Raw genomic sequence first — 16,555 nt, 5'->3', positions numbered from 1 at the left:
GTCAGGTTTATCGGGCTGCCACCAGCAGCCCGTGTGCTTGAGCCTCTGATCAGGCGTTGGCAGGCAGTTGGTCATAGCCGCGGATGTAGTAATTGAGGGCCGAAATCAGCCAGCACAGGACAAACATCCCGATGATCCAGTAGCCAATCTCGCCGAAGTTTTCACTGATGGCATTGATCGGCGTCCATATCCCGCCGGTGAGTTGCAGTTTTTCGGCAATCAGCCCCAGCGCTTCGACACCGCCGATAAACAGGGCCACCACCACCGAGGCGGCAGTGATGGTGATGTTGTAGTAAAGCTTGCGCACCGGTTTGGAGAACGCCCAGCCGTAGGCGCCGATCATCACGAAGTTGTCCAGTGAATCGATCAGGGCCATGCCCACCGCAAACAGCACCGGGAACACCATGATTGACCACAGGCTGATGCCGTGGGAGGCGCTGGTGGCGCTGATGCCCAGCAAGCCGATTTCGGTGGCAGTGTCAAAGCCCAGGCCAAACAGAAAGCCCACCGGGTACATGTGCCAGCTTTTGTTAACCAGGTTGAACACCCGACCAAAAATTCGCGCCATCAGGCCACCCTGGTGGGTGGTGATCAGGTCCAGTTCTTCGGGGGGCAGGGTGTGGCCGGCCTTGACCTGTTTGAACTTCTTGTACACCGAGATCAGGATGACCAGGTTGAGCACGCCGAACAGCAGCAGGAATACCGAGGACACCAGGGTGCCGATCAGGCCGCCGGTTTCATGGAACCACTCCATATCGTCCTTGAACGCCATTGCCGTGGCCGCAATCGCGAAAGACGCCAGCACCACAATGGTCGAATGCCCCAGGGAGAACCAGGTGCCTACGGCTATCGGGCGTTTGCCCTGTTGCATCAGCTTGCGGGTGACATTGTCGATGGCGGCAATATGGTCGGCGTCCACGGCGTGGCGCAGGCCGAAGCCGTACGCGAGCAATGCGGTGCCCATCAAGACCGGGTTGTTGCCGAACTCGATAAAGGCCCAGGCCCAAGCCAGCAGGTTGGCCACGATCAGGCCGGTAAGCAGATAAATGGCGCGCCGTGTGGTGTTCGACGGCTCGGCATTTGTCAGGGGGTAGGCAATCGCGGTCATGGAAAGACTCCGGCAAAGGGATCGAAATTATTGACGGTGGGCCGGCATGACGTCTTTGTTGGGCACCAGAAACAGCCAGGAAGCCAGTACAAAGGGCATGGTCAATGTCGGGATGCCAACCGGGGCCAGTACTGTATTCAAGGCGCCTTGCACAAATACAGTGAAAACCACGCCAATCAGGGTGTAGATCAACACGCGCCAGCTGGGCTTGTTGAAGGTCGAACCCAGGGCGATGGCAGTCAGCACGGCGCTGAAGGCATACAGGCCGTTATTGATGCTGGCGTGTTCGGCTTGCAGCACCACGGCCACCAGCACCGCCAGCAGCGAGCCCAGCAGGCCGAACACCGCGGCCCACAACGATGACACCGCCAACCCGGCGAGAAACAGCACGCTGCCGATCACCGTGCTGATCAAGAACACTTCGGAGATCCCGTAGAACGTGCTCTTGAACAGGTCTATACCATCGAACAGGCTGGTGTTGTACGCGACCAGATCATGGGGCAGGTTGGGCACGGGCAGGGCGCTGGTGTTCAGGCCGCCAAAGGCATAGCTGGCCAGCAGCATGGTCCAGGTCACCAGCACGAAGGGCGCCGTGAGGGCGGCGACTTTCCAGGTCTTCAGAATATCGGCGATGCAGATGGTGACGATTACCGAGACCACGCTGCCGAGGATAATACACAGCCACAGGATGGGTGTGACGGCGAGGAAGGTAGGCAGGGCAGCGCCGACCAGGCAGCCGTTATAGCCGTAGAGGCCGGCCTTCCAGGAAGTGCGGTCCTTGAGGTGCATACCGGTAAGGGTTGCCACGACCGTGCCCAGGACACTGCCGAAGGCCATGGCCGGGTTGCCTTCGCCAAACGCGCCGACAAAAATGGCGGCAAAAAACAGTAGCCCGGTCAGCGGGTTATTCTGGAACATGACCTGAGCACAACCACGCAGGGTGACGTCGATAAACTCAAGGACGACGTTGCCATCCACGATTTTCGACCACTTGGATGCAGCTTCCATATTGACTCTCCCAATTGAGCATTTGGCCAGGATCAGCTTGCGTAGCAGCTGCCGTAGGAACGAGGCTGCGTTCGGCGGCGCAGCCGTCGCAAAATCAGGCACTGCGGTGTGCCAGTCAAACCCTGTCCTCAGGAATTACGACGGCTGCGCCGCCGGACGCAGCCTCGTTCCTTCGGCAGCTGCTACACAGCTACTTCCACAAAAACGCCGGTTGCAGGGTCACACCCAGGATTTCTTCGCGGGCCACCTTCCAGAACTCGCGGATTTGCGCCTTGACCTCGCCACTGTCGTTGCCCAGCACCTTGAATATCAGCCCGCAGTCGTTGGGCAGGCGGGTCACCCCGCTGGCCAGCCCGGCCTGCATGTCAAACAGCGCCGGGATGCGCTCGACAATCCGGTCGTGATGCTCCCTGGGCGTGAGCAATACCACGTTGCCGAACACATCGAAGGTCTGCATCACGCCAATGGCGTCCAGGCTCTCTTTTTTTGGCTCAAGAATGTACTTCTCGACAAACAGCTCGCGACCCTCGAGGTTCTCGGCGCGCACCCGGGAGGAGTACACGTCAAAGCCGAAACGCTCATCCACATGATGATACTTGCGCCCCGACATCAGGATTTCGCAGTAGATGGCCGTCGCCGTGGGGTGGATCCTGATTTGCGTGTCGGTGATAAACCGTGCATTGCGATGGGGGATCAGCGGGTCGGGCATAAACTCCAGGTAGCCGCCTTCTTCGATCGTGAAGTGCTGGATTTGCGAGGCGTAGTTGGCATTCATCGAATGCACTTTGGTCGCCGACTGGGTGGTGACGTGCCCGCAGGCACCCACCCCCACGTTGACATCTGTGGCCAGGCGGTCGCCCTGCAGCACGCAGCCCGAAGTTGAAATCATGGTCACACAGGGCAGCTCGGGCATTTCCTCGTCCCAATACAAGGCCCGTTGCACCAGCGATGGTACGCGGCGCTCCATGTCCGCCAGCACGCTGCGGTTACCGCGCTTTTCAAAACCCAGGCGCAGGTAGCCGCTTTTACCCACGGCACCGCTGTGCATTTGCGCCGGTTCGTCCTGGTACTGCGACAGCTCCGGCGCATCAATGCCGAGTGAGTGAGCGCGTAGCCGTGACGGGTTGTTCACGATCTGGCTCTGCGCTGTCATGCACTGACCCCGCTTTTGACCGCCGGTTTTTGTGCGAACAGGAACATGTGCTCGATCATGTCCACCAGTTCTTCAATGCCCTGACCGGTCTTGCAGTTGGTGAGGATATACGGGCGGTTGCCGCGTACCACTTTGGTGTCGCTTTCCATCACATCAAGGCTGGCGCCAACGTAGGGGGCGAGGTCGATCTTGTTGATGATCAGGATATCGGCCTGCACCAGCCCCGGGCCATTTTTGCGCGGGATTTTCTCGCCTTCGGCGACGTCGATCACGTAGATATAAAAGTCGGCCAGGGCCGGACTGAAGGTCAGGGTCAGGTTGTCGCCGCCGCTCTCGATCATGATCAGGTCGCTGTCGGGGAACTTCTCTTCCATTTCCTCGACCGCGGCAATGTTCATACTCGGGTCTTCACGCACGGCGGTGTGCGGGCAGGCACCCGTTTCCACACCGAGGATCTTGTCTTCATCGAGGATACCCTTGAGGGTACGTTTGACCTGTTTGGCATCTTCGGTGGTGACGATATCGTTGGTGATGATCAAGGGCTTGTAGCCACGGTTGATCAGGATCGGAGTGATCACTTCGATGATCGCGGTTTTACCTGAACCGACCGGGCCGCCAATACCAATACGAGTAATCTTTTTCACGGTTATTTCCTTACCAGATAGGGGAGCGGAAGCTGCGTCGACACATGCCGACGCAGCCCGGGGTGTCAGTTCATGAATAGCCGTACATGTGCCTTGACGTGCACGGCGGCGAGCACATCGACTATCGGGACATAGGAGGACATCTGCTCGATATCGCCGACTTCGGCGATATCGCAGAACGCTTCAATGTCGTGGTTGAGTTCGAACAGGATGTGCTGGGTGTCCAGGTGCGTGACCCGCATCAGGCGCATGGCCGCGCTGAGGATGGTCATGGCCACGCCGTACTGGTGCATCACCACGACCTCACGGGCACCGATGCCCTGGGTCGACATCACCACGGCCTGGGTGACGGGGTAGGTGCCTGCCGCGTTGCCGGCCTTGATCTGTTCAAGCCACCAGCGCACCAGCGGTTTTTCGACGACATGGATCGACATTTCCGCCAGTTTTTTGCCCATGCGCGTGGCCATCAACCGGCTTTCTTCATTGAGCTTGCGGTTATTCACCGCCCAGTCGGCGCGTAAAATGCCGTCGCGGTCTTCTGCCACGGCAGCCCGGTGCGCAGCGACCACACCCATGCCGTCACAGCTGGCCGCCTGCTTGAGGGCGGTGAGCACAAAACCCTTCAGGGTCGGGACATCGTGGACGATGCCTTTTTGAATGGCCGATTCCACGCCGTTGGAGAACGAAAAGGCACCGACCGGCAATACGGAATCGCCAAACTGCATGATGCGAATTAGATCTGATGCGTTCATCTATGCGCCTTCTTGCCGGGTTCAGTGCTTATGGCTGTGAAACGTATGGCCGTTGTCGTGACTGTGACTGTGTGCGTCATGGCTGTGCACGCCCTGGATCTTCAGGGCGGCAGCGTCCAGCTTGTCTTGCGGGCTGGCCACGTGAACATGGGTGTCGGTTTCTTCGGCACCGCCAAACAGCAGGCGCGCCTCGGATGTGGTCAGCAGCGGCAGGATTTCGGCGCCGCCAACAAAAGCGTACGGCAGGTGTTGAAAGCCGTGGGTGCGCATCACCGAGTCCATCATTTTGGTTTCGACGGTGAGCGGGATATAGACCTCGTTGTTTTTGGTCACGGCTTTCCAGTGCTGGTTGCCCAGGGCATGGCCGAGCTCGAAGCTGGTTTTGATCAGCACGTCCAGGGGCTGTTTTTTCAGCTCCTTGAGATCGATGACCATCACGTCGCGCAGGTTCAGTTGCACCACCACGGCGGTGTTGGAGCCTTCATCCCAGAGCAGCACATCGCCGTCTGAAAGCACCACGTTACGTTCCAGCGAAATGCCCAGGTCAAGACCGCCGAGGCTGGTGCGCCGGCAGCGACTTTTTTGCGCTTCACGCTGGTCGAGCACCAGCAGGTCAACCTTGGCGCCTTCGAGTTTGTGCTGCCAGTGCGGGTCTTTCTTGGCGTTGCCGAGTATGTGTTCAATCAAAATCACGTCGCAAACTCCTTCCCTGAATCATGTGCCGGGCGTGTGCCACCGGGTGCAGGTGCCCCCGGTAGCGGCCCGTTCAGGCATTAGCCAAAGAAATAACGCTGGTTCATGGTGGCCACATCGATGGGCTTGCACGTGGCGTGTACGCCGTCGACTTTTACCGCGAAAGTTTCCGGATCAACATCGATATGCGGGGTCTGGTCATTGCGCACCAGGTCCTTTTTGGACACGGTGCGACAACCGCGCACCGCCATGACCTGACGCTCCAGCCCGGCCTTTTCTTTCACGCCGTCTTCCAGCGCCGCCTGCGACACGAAGGTCACGCAGGTGTCTTGCAGGGACTTGCCGAAGGCACCGAACATCGGACGGTAGAACACCGGCTGCGGGGTTGGCAGAGAGGCGTTCGGGTCACCCATGGCGGCCCAGTTGATCATGCCGCCCTTGATCACCATTTTCGGTTTGGCCCCGAAGAAGCGCGGATCCCACAGCACCAGGTCGGCCATCTTGCCGACTTCCACCGAGCCCAGCACATGGCTGATACCCTGGGCCAGTGCCGGGTTGATGGTGATCTTGGCCACGTAACGCAGCACCCGGAAGTTGTCGTTATCGGCGCTGTCTTCCGGCAGTTTGCCACGCGACACTTTCATCGCATGGGCGGTTTGCATCACCCGCAGCCAGTTTTCACCGACCCGGCCCATGGCCTGGGAGTCACTGGAAAACATGGAGATCACGCCCATGTCCTGCAGCACGTTTTCGGCGGCAATGGTTTCCGGGCGTACGCGGCTTTCAGCAAACGACACGTCAGCCGGCACGTTCGGGTTGAGGTTGTGGCAGACCATGATCATGTCGAACAGCTCGGCCTGGCTGTTGACGCCGTAGGGCAGGGTCGGGTTGGTCGAGCTTGGCAGCACGTTGCTCTGGCTGGCCACCTTGATGATGTCGGGGGCGTGACCACCACCGGCGCCTTCCGTGTGGAAGGTGTGAATGGTGCGACCTTCGAAAGCATCAATGGTGTCTTCGACGTAGCCACATTCGTTCAAGCTGTCAGTGTGCACCGACACCTGCACGTCCATCTCGTCGGCGGTACGCAGCGCATGGCGCAGTGCGTTTGAGGTTGCGCCCCAGTCTTCGTGAACCTTGAGCCCGGCGACACCGGCGATGATCTGCTCGGCCAGCGGCTCGCGGCCAAAGGAGTTGCCCTTGCCCAGCATGCCGACGTTGATCGGCAGCCCTTCGAGCGAACGCAGCATCTGGCGGATGTTCCAGGGGCCGGCAGTCACGGTGGTACCGTTGGTGCCATCGGTAGGGCCGATACCGCCGCCGAAGAAGGTGGTGATGCCGTTGGACAGCCCGTGGTAAGCCTGCTGCGGCGAGATCAAGTGAATGTGGGTGTCGATCCCGGCTGCAGTCAGGATCAGGTGCTCGCCGGAGATGGCGTCGGTGCTCACACCCACGACCAGGCCGGGAGTCACGCCGCTCATGATGCCCGGGTTGCCGCTTTTGCCGATCCCGACGATCTTGCCGTCACGGATACCCACGTCGGCTTTGATTACGCCCTGGATCGCGTCGATGATGGTGACGTTGGTGATAACCAGGTCCAGTACGCCGTTGTCACGGGTCAGGGTATTGTCGGCGCCCATGCCGTCGCGCAGGGATTTGCCGCCGCCGTAAACGGATTCTTCACCGTAACCGCGCAGGTCCTTTTCAATCTCGACAAACAGGTTGGTGTCACCCAGGCGGATTTTGTCGCCCGTGGTTGGGCCGAACAGGCCTGCGTATTCTTTGCGTGAAATGGTTGGCATCGGTGGCTCCTTTTCTAATGCCGCGCGAGCGTCAATGGTTCAACGGCGCGAGTGCAAAGTATGAGAATGCGTGGTTACTTGTCGTTGACGGGCTTGGACGGCTTGGCCGGCTCGGAGAACTTGAAGCCGCGATCGACTGCGCGCTGGATGGCCTGCAGTTTTTCCGGGCGCTCATGGTTGCTGGTGAGCTTGTCCGGTACCCAGCCATCGACCAGGTTGTTGAAGCCGTAAAGCGTTTGCTTGCCACCGTAGGGGATCAACGGCACTTCGATTTCGTCGCCCGGCTCGAAGCGGATGGCTGTGGTGGCCGTGATGTTCAGGCGTTTGCCAAAGGCGGCGGCGCGGTCGAATTCCAGGGCACGGTTGACTTCAAAGAAGTGAAAGTGCGAGCCGATCTGGATCGGACGGTCACCGGTGTTGCGCACCTTTACCTTGGTGACGGGGCGGTCTTCGTTAAAGGTGATGGGCGTGCTGGCGTAAATCGTGCCGCCCAGAGGCACATCGGCTTCATTGCCCTTGCTGACGCCACCGGGGTTCTTGGCGTGGGGGATGCTGTGGTTCGGGTGAGTATCCTGGTGCGGGCCTGCTGTCTCTTTGGTGCTCATGACTGATTCCTCAAAACGTGAAAGTTTTGCGTTTACCGGGTTTAAAGCAGACGGTTACTTGATCGGGTCGTGGACCGTGACCAGACGACTGCCGTCGGTGAAAATCGCTTCAACCTGAACGTTGGGAATAAGGTCGCTGACGCCTTCCATCACGTCATCCTTGGTGAGTACTTTGCTGGCCTCGGTCATCACATCCTCAACCGACTTGCCATCGCGTGCGCCTTCCAGGGCGGTCACGGTGATAATTGAAACAGCCTCTGGATAGTTCAATTTCAAGCCGCGAGCCTTGCGCCGGAATGCGACGTCCGACAGGGTGTAAACCATCAGCTTTTCGACTTCTCTGGGGGTGAGCTGCATAAGCCCTCCTATCTACAGTGCGGTAAGAATTAACGTTCTGGAGTGCCGCTCAGGCGTGCGCGCATGCAAAACACTCCACACGATGGGTACGTGTGAAGGCGGGTTGACGAGTGAGTGGGTTTTTTTAATGCCTGTTGTCGTTTCATAAGCTCAACCGTTCAAATCCATTAATACGGGTGCGAGCAGAGCCTAGACCATAATTTCAGGCAGGCCAGGTGTTGCAGGCGTGCGGGTCAGAGGTTGTTGACACAATATGAAATACAAGGTTTTGTTAAAAACTTCTTATAAAACAATTTGTTATATGTTTTGAGTTTGTGGTTTAAGCGTCGTTAATCGCTGAAAACTCCATGTTTATGTACGAAGATTCTTCATCTTTAGTGCGATAAGTCATCTAAATGAGTCGGATGTAACTTTTTTGCTGTGGGTGTTACGTTATTTTTCGTCGGGAAACTTGTCGTTTTTAAACAAATGCCGATGGCCGCAGTGGTACAGCGCGGCATGCAACTGGTCATTGAGTTCGGTCAATTGCCTGAGCATCTCCAGGCTTAGCCAGACATAGGCATAAAAGGGTGTCTCGGTGATCTTGCCGTCCAGGCTCTTGAGCACAAGCTCCTTGAGATCGTGGGCTTTCTGGCGCAGTTCGCCGCTGATCTGGTTGTTGGAAATGCCCATACACAGCTTGTTCTGCAGCGATTCGAGCGCTTGCGGGATCAACTGGTGCAGACCGTTCAAGGCGGGCTCGCTTTCGATCAGCAGGTGGCTTTCCCGTGATGACCAATAAGCGTCAATCATCAGGCTCATGGTGGCCAGCAGGTTGCGGTGCAGGGTTTGCAGGGACTCGAACACTTGTGGCTTGAGGTTGCTTTCGTTGCTGGCAGGGGTGATGTAGTTGCGCAACTTGATGACCGCGTCCAGTTCGTTCTTCAGTTGATCATCCAGATTGGGGCGTTCGGGGATTCGCGGGGAGAAGTATTGCGAGTACAGGGTATTGATCTTGCCCAGGCTCTCGCTGAACTTGATCCGCAGGTCGGTATAGGCCCGCTGTGGGTAAATGCTGGTGTAGAGCATGGCCAACAAAGAACCTGCCAGCACATAGCCGCTGCGGGTGAGTGCCGACTCCATGTCATTGGGCGGGGCGCAGCTGACCACCGCCAGGGTTGCTCCGATCAGCAGGGCCATATAGGGGTGTTTGCCCAGGGTCAGGTAGCCGGCAATAAACATCATCACCGCGCACCAGAGCAGCATCAGGCTAAAAGAGTGCATCTCCAGATACAGCGCCACCAGCCCGGACAGCGCGCCCAGTACTGTGCCGCCGGTACGCTGCAGGGCCCGGGAGAATACGTTGCCCCAGTAGGGCTGTGGTCCCATAACAATGAGCATGGTGATCAGGGCATAGGAGGCGCCGTCGAGCTTGAAGAAGCGGATGACAACAAAGGTAATCAGGAACGCCAGGCTGATGCGGGTGGCGTGGATCCAGCGGTAATTTTTGCAGACCAACTGTTCCAGATTCGAAATCTTTTTACCCAGCCGCATAAAGTCCCCAATTGCTGTAGTGGATTGGGCTGGCAGCGTAGTTCAGGTCTGGCGGGTCCACCACTGGGGATGGCTCTATTGTGGGGCAGGAAAAGCGGCAGGCGTAAAAAAGGCCATTACCATCATGGGGATCCGGTAATGGCCAAAAATCTCAACCAAAGAGAGCGTCAGGCGCAAACCTGACGAGCGGCAATGTATCAATGCTACTCTTAGTTAGCTAGCTAAGAGTGAGCGAAACTGTTTTACCTGCTGCGCAACAATGGTGCATTTCTGGTTGGCTAGGCAGGGGGAGCGTTAGCCGATACCCTTTGCTCCATGCAAATACCTGACTTGAATCTACTGGTTACCTTGAATGTCTTGCTCGAAGAGGGCTCTGTGGTGGGTGCTGCCCGACGCATGAACCTGAGTGCCCCGGCCATGAGCCGCACCCTGACCCGGATTCGCGAGGTCTTGAACGACCCCATTCTGGTGCGTTCAGGGCGTGGCCTGGTGCCCACGCCCCGTGCACTGGAGTTGCGTGAACAGGTGCGCGGTGTGGTGGAGCTGGCGCACGGGGTGTTCACCCAGAGCCAGAACAGTGATTTGCGTGAGCTGGAGCGTACGTTCAGCATTCGCGCCAATGACGTGTTTTTTGGTGTGTATGGCGCAGCACTGCGCCAGCAAATGGCCCTGGAGATGCCCAAGGCTACGTTGCGGGTGGTACCTGAGGGTTTTACTGATGACGAGGCACTGAATGAAGGTCGCATTGACCTGACTATCTGCGCCACTAACCGCTTCAGCCCGGATATCAAGGTCCAGAGGCTGTTTACCTGTCCGTTTGTGGGGTTGGCACGGGAAGGGCATCCGATTTTCGATGAGCCTGTTACGGCCCGGCGCTTTGCCAGTTTTGACCACATCAGTGTGTCCCGCAGGGGCCATGCCCGCGGGCCGATTGATGCGCTGCTGGCCGAACTGGGGCTGGAGCGTCGGGTGTCGTTTACCACGCCGACGTTCTACTCGGCGATTTTTGCCCTGGCAGGGGAGGATCTGATCCTGCCGCTGATGCCCCAGGTGCTGCTCAAAAACCTGGAGCCACTGGGCCTCAAACTGCGCCCGTTCGAGCTGCCGATCACCCTGCAGCCGGTGGATATTGTCCAGGCCTGGCATCCGCGGCTGGACAACGACCATGCCCACCGCTGGCTGCGTCGTACCCTCAAGACCTTTTGTGACAACGCGGTGATTTGACCGCAACCTCTGTAGCCGCTGCCGAAGGAACGAGGCTGCTGCTACGGGGAGGGAGTCAACATTACAATGGTTGCGTCTGACGCACTCCACAGTTAGTTATTTATCAATTTTTATAGCTATGCCGGCTGATTAAACTTTCTGTCATCTATCAAGACGACGGAGTCAGCCATGTATTGGCGGTTTGACCATGGGCGCAGTCTGGCGCCTGGAGCTGCGCTGTGACGGCGCTGGTTGCGGGTGCCGTGGCTCCCGCCCCGGCCCCGGCCAGCAGTGCGGCGTTTGGCCTGCGGATTTTTACCGGTCTGCTGGGCGTTTTGCTCGCCGTGCTGGTGTCGGGGTTCAACGAGAATGTCACCAAGGTGGCCATGCCCGATATCCGCGGGGCGATGGGTATCGGTTATGACGAAAGCACCTGGCTGCTGGCGGTGTATTCGGCCACGTCCATCAGTGCCATGGCCTTTGCGCCGTGGTGTGCAGCCACCTTTTCCCTGCGCCGTTTTACCCTGTGTGCCATCGGCGCCTTTTTACTGTTGGGCATTCTTTGCCCTCTGGCCCCGAATGTTGATGCGCTGATGCTGCTGCGCACCTTGCAAGGCTTTGCCGGTGGGGCCTTGCCGCCGATGTTGATGTCAGTGGCGTTGCGCTTCCTGCCGCCGGGCATTCGCCTGTATGGCCTGGGCAGTTATGCGCTGACGGCCACTTTCGGGCCCAGCTTCGGCACGCCGTTATCGGCCTGGTGGGTGGAGTACGCCGGGTGGCAATGGGCGTTCTGGCAAATCATCCCCCTGGGCCTGTTGTCGATGGCCTGCGTGGCCTGGGGCTTGCCGCAAGACCCGTTGCGTCTGGAGCGTTTCAAGCAGTTTGACTGGCGCGGCCTGCTCCTGGGTTTGCCGGGGTTGATCATGCTGGTACTGGCGCTGGAGCTGGGTCAGCGCCTGAACTGGTTCGAGTCGCCGATGATCCGTTTTTTTATCGTCGCCGGCACGGCCCTGATGGTGCTGTTCTTTATCAATGAGTGGTCCCATCCGCTGCCGTTTTTCAAGCTGCAACTGCTGAAAATCCGCAATCTTGCCCATGCATTGTTGACGCTGGGCGGGGTGTTGTTTGTGTTGCTGGCAGTGATCAAGATTCCGTCCAGTTACCTCGCTCAGGTGCAGGGCTATCGCCCCCTCGAAACCGCGCCGGTGATGTTGCTGGTGGCCTTGCCGCAATTGATTGCGCTGCCACTGGTCGTTGCGTTGTGCAATCTGCGCTGGGTCGATTGTCGCTGGGTGCTGGCCATTGGTCTGGGGTTGCTGGCGCTGGCCTGCGGCATCGGTTCGCAAGTTACCTCGGTGTGGAACCGGGAAAATTTTTACAGCTTGCAGGCGATACAGATCATCGCCCAGCCCATGGCAGTGATTCCTCTGCTGATGCTCGCCACCGGCGGCCTGAACCCGGCGGATGGCCCGTTTGCATCGGCCTGGTTCAACACCGTCAAAGGGTTTTCGGCGGTGGCAGCAAGCAGTGTGCTGGGGGTGCTGACGCTCAATCGCGAGCACTACCACTCAACCATGTTGCTCGATCGGCTGGGCAACTCGCCGCTGGTCAATTCCGGCACAGACCTGGCGCGCCGGGTTCATCAGCAGGCCGTGGTGCTGACCAGTTCCGATCTTTATCTGTACATGGCCGTCCTGGCGCTTTTTCTGATTGTGTTAATTCCTTTTGGCCCCACGCGGATCTACGCGCCGGGCACAGCTGCTGGAGTTGTGAAATGAGTACAACAAACGGGCGCAAGCCCTGGGTTCTGGTCGGCGCAGTCGCGTTGGCAGTGATCGTGCTGTACGGGTTGTGGCGGTTGGTCTTTGCCACGGGCACCGTGCAGAACACCAATGATGCCTTTGTCAGCGCCGATTACACCTTGATTGCGCCAAAAGTGGCGGGGTTTATCGACGAGGTGCTGGTGCAGGATAACCAGCCGGTCAAGGCCGGTCAGTTGCTGGCGCGGATCGATCCGCAGGACTACCGCGCTGCCGTGCAGGCTGCGCAAGCCAGCGTGGCGACGGCACAGGCACAACGGGTCAATGCCCTGGCGATGCTGGAACGCCAGCGTTCGTTGATCGAGCAGGCCAAGGCCACGGTCGATGCGGATCTGGCGCAGGTCGAATTTGCCGAGCATGAGTTGCAGCGTTATCAGCATCTGGCCGGGCAGGGCGCAGGCACGCTGCAGAACTCCCAGCAGGCGAAAAACCGTTCGCTCACCGCGCGTGCCGAGTTGGCACAGCACAAGGCTGCACTGGAAGCTGCTCGCCAGCAAACCCGGGTGCTGGCCGCCCGGGCTACGGCCGCGCAAGCCTCGGTGCAGTATGCCGAGGCCTTACTGGCACGGGCCGATCTGGACTTGTCGCATACACAACTGCTGGCACCGTTTGACGGTGTGGTGGGGCGTCGCAGTGTGCGCCTTGGCGCTTACGTCAAACCCGGCGACACCGTGCTGGCGGTGGTGCCGCTGGCCGACGCCTATGTGGTGGCCAACTTTCTCGAGCACCAGCTCACCAACATGCAGGCAGGGCAGCGTGTGACGATCAAGGTCGACAGTTTTCCGGGGCAGACCCTGCAAGGCACCGTGGACAGCATCGCCCCGGCCACGGGGGTGACGTTCTCGGCGATTGCTCCGGATAACGCCACGGGCAACTTCACCAAAGTGGCGCAACGTATTGCGGTGAAAGTCACTCTGGATCACGGGCAGTTACTGGCCAGCCAATTGCGCCTGGGGATGTCGGTGGATGCCTCCATCGACACGGCAATGGCTCACGATCAGCAGGTCAGCACTCGATGAACAAAACTGCAGTGGCCCTGGCTGTGGCCTGTTACAGCGTACTGAGCCTGAGTGGTTGCGTGGTAGGCCCGGACTTCAAGGCTCCCGTGCCCAAGTTGCCTGCGAACTGGGCGTCGGTACCCACTGAGGCGGGGCACAACCATGCGCTGCAAACAGCGGTGGACCTGCACTGGTGGGACCGTTTCGGCGACAGGCAATTGTCGGCGCTGGTGCGCGAGGCGCAGCAGCGCAACTTTGATGTGCAACTGGCTGCAAGCCGCTTGCAACAAAGCCTGGCTATCCGCCGTCAGATCAACGCCGACACCTTGCCCGAGGTCGGTGCAACGGCGGCTTACAGTCGGAGCCGTAACAGCCAGAAAGGTTTGAGTGACCCTTCCGGGCACAGTGGCAAGCAGGCTTTCAACCTGTGGAATGGTGGCCTTGGGTTCAGTTGGGAGGCTGACCTCTGGGGCCGGGTCAAGCGTTCGGTGGAAGCGGCTGATGCCTCGGTACAAGTGGCGGTGCAGGACCGTAACGCGGTGCAACTGTTGGTGATCGTGCAGACCGCGCAGCACTATATTCAGTTGCGCGGCACTCAGCAGGCATTGGCCGTGGTGGAGCAAAACCTGCAAATCGCCCGCCGCAGCCTGGAACTGACCCGGTTGCAGCTGCGGGAGGGCGTGGCTACGGATTTGCAGGTGTCTGAAGCTGGCGCCCAAGTGGCCGAGATCGAAGCACGTCAGGCCCCCTTGCAGCAACGCAGTGCACAGTTGATCAATGCTCTCGGCTTGCTGCTGGCCCGCGAGCCGAGAGCCTTGCAGGCACAATTGAGCGCAGCGGCAGGGGTGCCGGCCTATGGCGCCGATGTGCCGATCGGTCTGCCCAGCGAATTGGCGCAACGGCGGCCCGATATTCGTCGTGCCGAGGCCCGATTGCATGCAGCCACTGCAGCGATCGGCATGGCCGAGGCGGACTTCTATCCGCGGATTACCCTGTCCGGCAGTATCGGTTTTCAAGCCACGCAGCTGTCGGATCTGGGCAGTTGGGGGTCGCGCAGTTTTGCATTCGGCCCGGGCTTGAGCGTACCGTTGTTCGAGGGCGGGCGTTTGCAAGGGGCCTTGCAGTTGCAGGAAGGGCGCCAGCAGGAGGCGGGCATTGCCTACCAGCAAACCGTATTGCGCGCCTGGCATGAGGTGGACGATACGCTGGTGGCGTATCAGGCCAGCCAGCGCCGGCGCGACAGCCTGCAGCAGGCGGTGATGCATAGCCAGCGGGCGCTGGACAGCGTGCACCAGCAATATGCCCAGGGTACGGTGGACTTTCTCAACGTATTCACGGTGCAAAACGCGTTGCTGGCCAACGAAGCGGCGCTGGTGGACAGCACTGCGCAGGTCTCGTTGTCCCTGGTGGATGTGTTTGCGGCGCTGGGTGGGGGGTGGCAGGGGTAGTTGCCCACAGGTTTTGCTATGCTCGCGCCCTCGACCGCAAACGCCAATATAGGCGTGTCCCGTTCATATTGAGCCTATTTATGTCTGCCGATACTCAAACCACAACGGTGCGCTTTACCCGTTCCGACTATAAAACCCTGGGCCTTGCGGCCCTGGGCGGGGCGCTGGAGATCTACGATTTTATCATTTTCGTGTTCTTTGCCCTGACCCTCAGCCAGCTGTTTTTTCCCCCGGACATGCCCGAATGGCTGCGTCTGCTGCAAAGCTTCGGGATTTTTGTGACCGGCTATCTGGCGCGTCCGCTGGGCGGGATTCTGATGGCGCATTTTGCCGATCACCTGGGGCGCAAACGGGTATTCAGCCTGAGCATCCTGATGATGGCGCTGCCCTGCCTGCTGATCGGCATTATGCCCACTTACGCCGAAATCGGTTACTTCGCCCCGCTGATCCTGCTGGCCCTGCGCATCCTGCAGGGCGCAGCGGTCGGTGGCGAAGTGCCCAGTGCCTGGGTGTTTGTGGCCGAACATGCGCCGGCCGGTCGCCGCGGCTTTGCCCTTGGTTTTTTGCAGGCCGGGCTGACTTTTGGTTACTTGATCGGGGCCTTGACCGCCACACTGCTGGCACAGCTGTTTACCCCGGCAGAAATCCTCGATTACGCCTGGCGCTTTCCGTTCCTGCTCGGTGGCGTGTTCGGCGTGATTGGCGTGTGGTTGCGCCGTTGGCTCAGTGAAACGCCGGTGTTTCTGGCCCTGCGTGAACGTAAAGAGGGCCGGGCCGAGTTCCCCTTGCGCACAGTATTGCGCGAGCACCGGGCTTCATTGCTGCCGGCAGCGCTGCTGACCTGCGTGCTCACCAGTGCCGTTGTGGTGTTTGTGGTTATCACGCCGACCGTGATGCAGCAGCGCTTCGGCATGACTGCCAGCCATACCTTTGCGTTGAGCAGCCTGGGTATCGTATTTTTGAATATAGGCTGTGTGCTGGCCGGGTTAATCGTTGACCGTATCGGCGTATGGCGCAGCATCGCACTGTACAGTCTGCTGCTGCCGCTGGGCATTGGCGTGTTGTATGCCAGCCTGGTCGGGGAGTGGGTTTTGCCCGGCCTGGCCTATGCGTTCGCCGGCTTGACCTGCGGGATTGTCGGGGTGGTGCCGTCGGTGATGGTCGGACTGTTCCCGGCCCCGATCCGGGTTTCGGGGATTTCCTTTACCTATAATATCGCCTATGCGCTTTGGGCCAGTACCACGCCGTTGCTGCTGATCGCGCTGATGCCGTGGAGTCCCTGGGTGTGCCTGGGGTTTTGTGCGCTGATGGGGCTGGTGGGCCTGTCAACTGCATGGCGTTACGGTTTCAGCGGTGTTACAGCGGTTGAGAGGCGTTTGCTGGCCAAGGCCGAAATGTAGTGCGAAGACCTTCTGTCATCCGGGTGATTGCTGG

14 protein-coding genes and 1 pseudogene are annotated in these 16,555 nt (G+C 59.3%); 5 read left to right on the top strand and 10 right to left on the bottom strand.

Annotated elements, in window-relative coordinates; translation table 11 throughout:
• Positions 1–49: 49 nt before the first annotated feature.
• The 10 genes and pseudogenes from PPTH39_RS03245 to PPTH39_RS03200 form a co-directional block, all read right to left on the bottom strand.
• On the bottom strand, positions 50–1,108 hold the full coding sequence (locus tag PPTH39_RS03245; protein WP_095000482.1) for a HoxN/HupN/NixA family nickel/cobalt transporter: 1,059 nt from the start codon (positions 1,106–1,108) through the stop codon (positions 50–52).
• A 27-nt stretch (positions 1,109–1,135) separates the two neighbouring features.
• Positions 1,136–2,116: an urea transporter gene (gene yut / locus PPTH39_RS03240; protein ID WP_095018079.1), complete on the bottom strand. Its 981-nt coding sequence runs from the start codon at positions 2,114–2,116 to the stop codon at positions 1,136–1,138.
• Positions 2,117–2,306: 190 nt separating this feature from the next.
• Positions 2,307–3,269, bottom strand: coding sequence for an urease accessory protein UreD (locus PPTH39_RS03235; protein WP_095000480.1), 963 nt, complete (start codon positions 3,267–3,269; stop codon positions 2,307–2,309).
• Positions 3,266–3,913, bottom strand: coding sequence for an urease accessory protein UreG (gene ureG / locus PPTH39_RS03230; RefSeq protein WP_016781201.1), 648 nt, complete (start codon positions 3,911–3,913; stop codon positions 3,266–3,268). Before ureG ends, PPTH39_RS03235 begins: the two co-directional genes overlap by 4 nt.
• Before the next feature lie 65 nt (positions 3,914–3,978).
• Positions 3,979–4,665, bottom strand: coding sequence for an urease accessory protein UreF (locus PPTH39_RS03225; protein ID WP_095000479.1), 687 nt, complete (start codon positions 4,663–4,665; stop codon positions 3,979–3,981).
• 21 nt (positions 4,666–4,686) lie between these two features.
• Entirely contained in the window at positions 4,687–5,358 is a 672-nt protein-coding gene (locus tag PPTH39_RS03220) for an urease accessory protein UreE (RefSeq protein ID WP_095018078.1), read from the bottom strand.
• Positions 5,359–5,438: 80 nt separating this feature from the next.
• Positions 5,439–7,157, bottom strand: coding sequence for an urease subunit alpha (locus PPTH39_RS03215; RefSeq protein ID WP_095000477.1), 1,719 nt, complete (start codon positions 7,155–7,157; stop codon positions 5,439–5,441).
• A gap of 203 nt (positions 7,158–7,360) precedes the next feature.
• Positions 7,361–7,762, bottom strand: a pseudogene (locus PPTH39_RS03210) (urease subunit beta); the annotation flags it as partial.
• A 54-nt stretch (positions 7,763–7,816) separates the two neighbouring features.
• Positions 7,817–8,119 carry an urease subunit gamma gene (locus PPTH39_RS03205; protein ID WP_016781195.1) on the bottom strand — a complete coding sequence of 101 codons (303 nt, stop codon included), beginning with the start codon at positions 8,117–8,119 and terminating at the stop codon, positions 7,817–7,819.
• 432 nt (positions 8,120–8,551) lie between these two features.
• The gene (locus tag PPTH39_RS03200) at positions 8,552–9,652 is read right to left on the bottom strand and encodes an FUSC family protein (protein WP_130871581.1); all 1,101 of its coding nucleotides are present in this window, start codon (positions 9,650–9,652) and stop codon (positions 8,552–8,554) included.
• 315 nt (positions 9,653–9,967) lie between these two features.
• On the opposite strand from PPTH39_RS03200, the gene PPTH39_RS03195 reads away from it, so the two are divergent.
• The 5 genes from PPTH39_RS03195 (at position 9,968) to PPTH39_RS03175 (ending at position 16,521) form a co-directional block, all read left to right on the top strand.
• Complete coding sequence (locus tag PPTH39_RS03195) at positions 9,968–10,876, top strand: LysR family transcriptional regulator (protein ID WP_095018077.1); 909 nt, start codon at positions 9,968–9,970, stop codon at positions 10,874–10,876.
• Positions 10,877–11,094: 218 nt separating this feature from the next.
• Positions 11,095–12,633: an MFS transporter gene (locus PPTH39_RS03190; RefSeq protein WP_130871580.1), complete on the top strand. Its 1,539-nt coding sequence runs from the start codon at positions 11,095–11,097 to the stop codon at positions 12,631–12,633.
• Positions 12,630–13,694, top strand: a complete 1,065-nt coding sequence (locus tag PPTH39_RS03185; protein ID WP_095000473.1) for an HlyD family secretion protein — start codon at positions 12,630–12,632, stop codon at positions 13,692–13,694. Before PPTH39_RS03190 ends, PPTH39_RS03185 begins: the two co-directional genes overlap by 4 nt.
• Positions 13,691–15,121 carry an efflux transporter outer membrane subunit gene (locus PPTH39_RS03180; RefSeq protein WP_130871579.1) on the top strand — a complete coding sequence of 477 codons (1,431 nt, stop codon included), beginning with the start codon at positions 13,691–13,693 and terminating at the stop codon, positions 15,119–15,121. Before PPTH39_RS03185 ends, PPTH39_RS03180 begins: the two co-directional genes overlap by 4 nt.
• A gap of 80 nt (positions 15,122–15,201) precedes the next feature.
• Entirely contained in the window at positions 15,202–16,521 is a 1,320-nt protein-coding gene (locus tag PPTH39_RS03175; RefSeq protein WP_130871578.1) for an MFS transporter, read from the top strand.
• The last annotated feature ends 34 nt before the right edge of the window (positions 16,522–16,555 follow it).

Source organism: Pseudomonas bubulae (assembly GCF_900618535.1).
Lineage (GTDB): Bacteria > Pseudomonadota > Gammaproteobacteria > Pseudomonadales > Pseudomonadaceae > Aquipseudomonas > Aquipseudomonas bubulae.
Note: the sequence above shows the minus strand (reverse complement) of the source record. Positions and strands in the feature narration are given on the sequence as shown.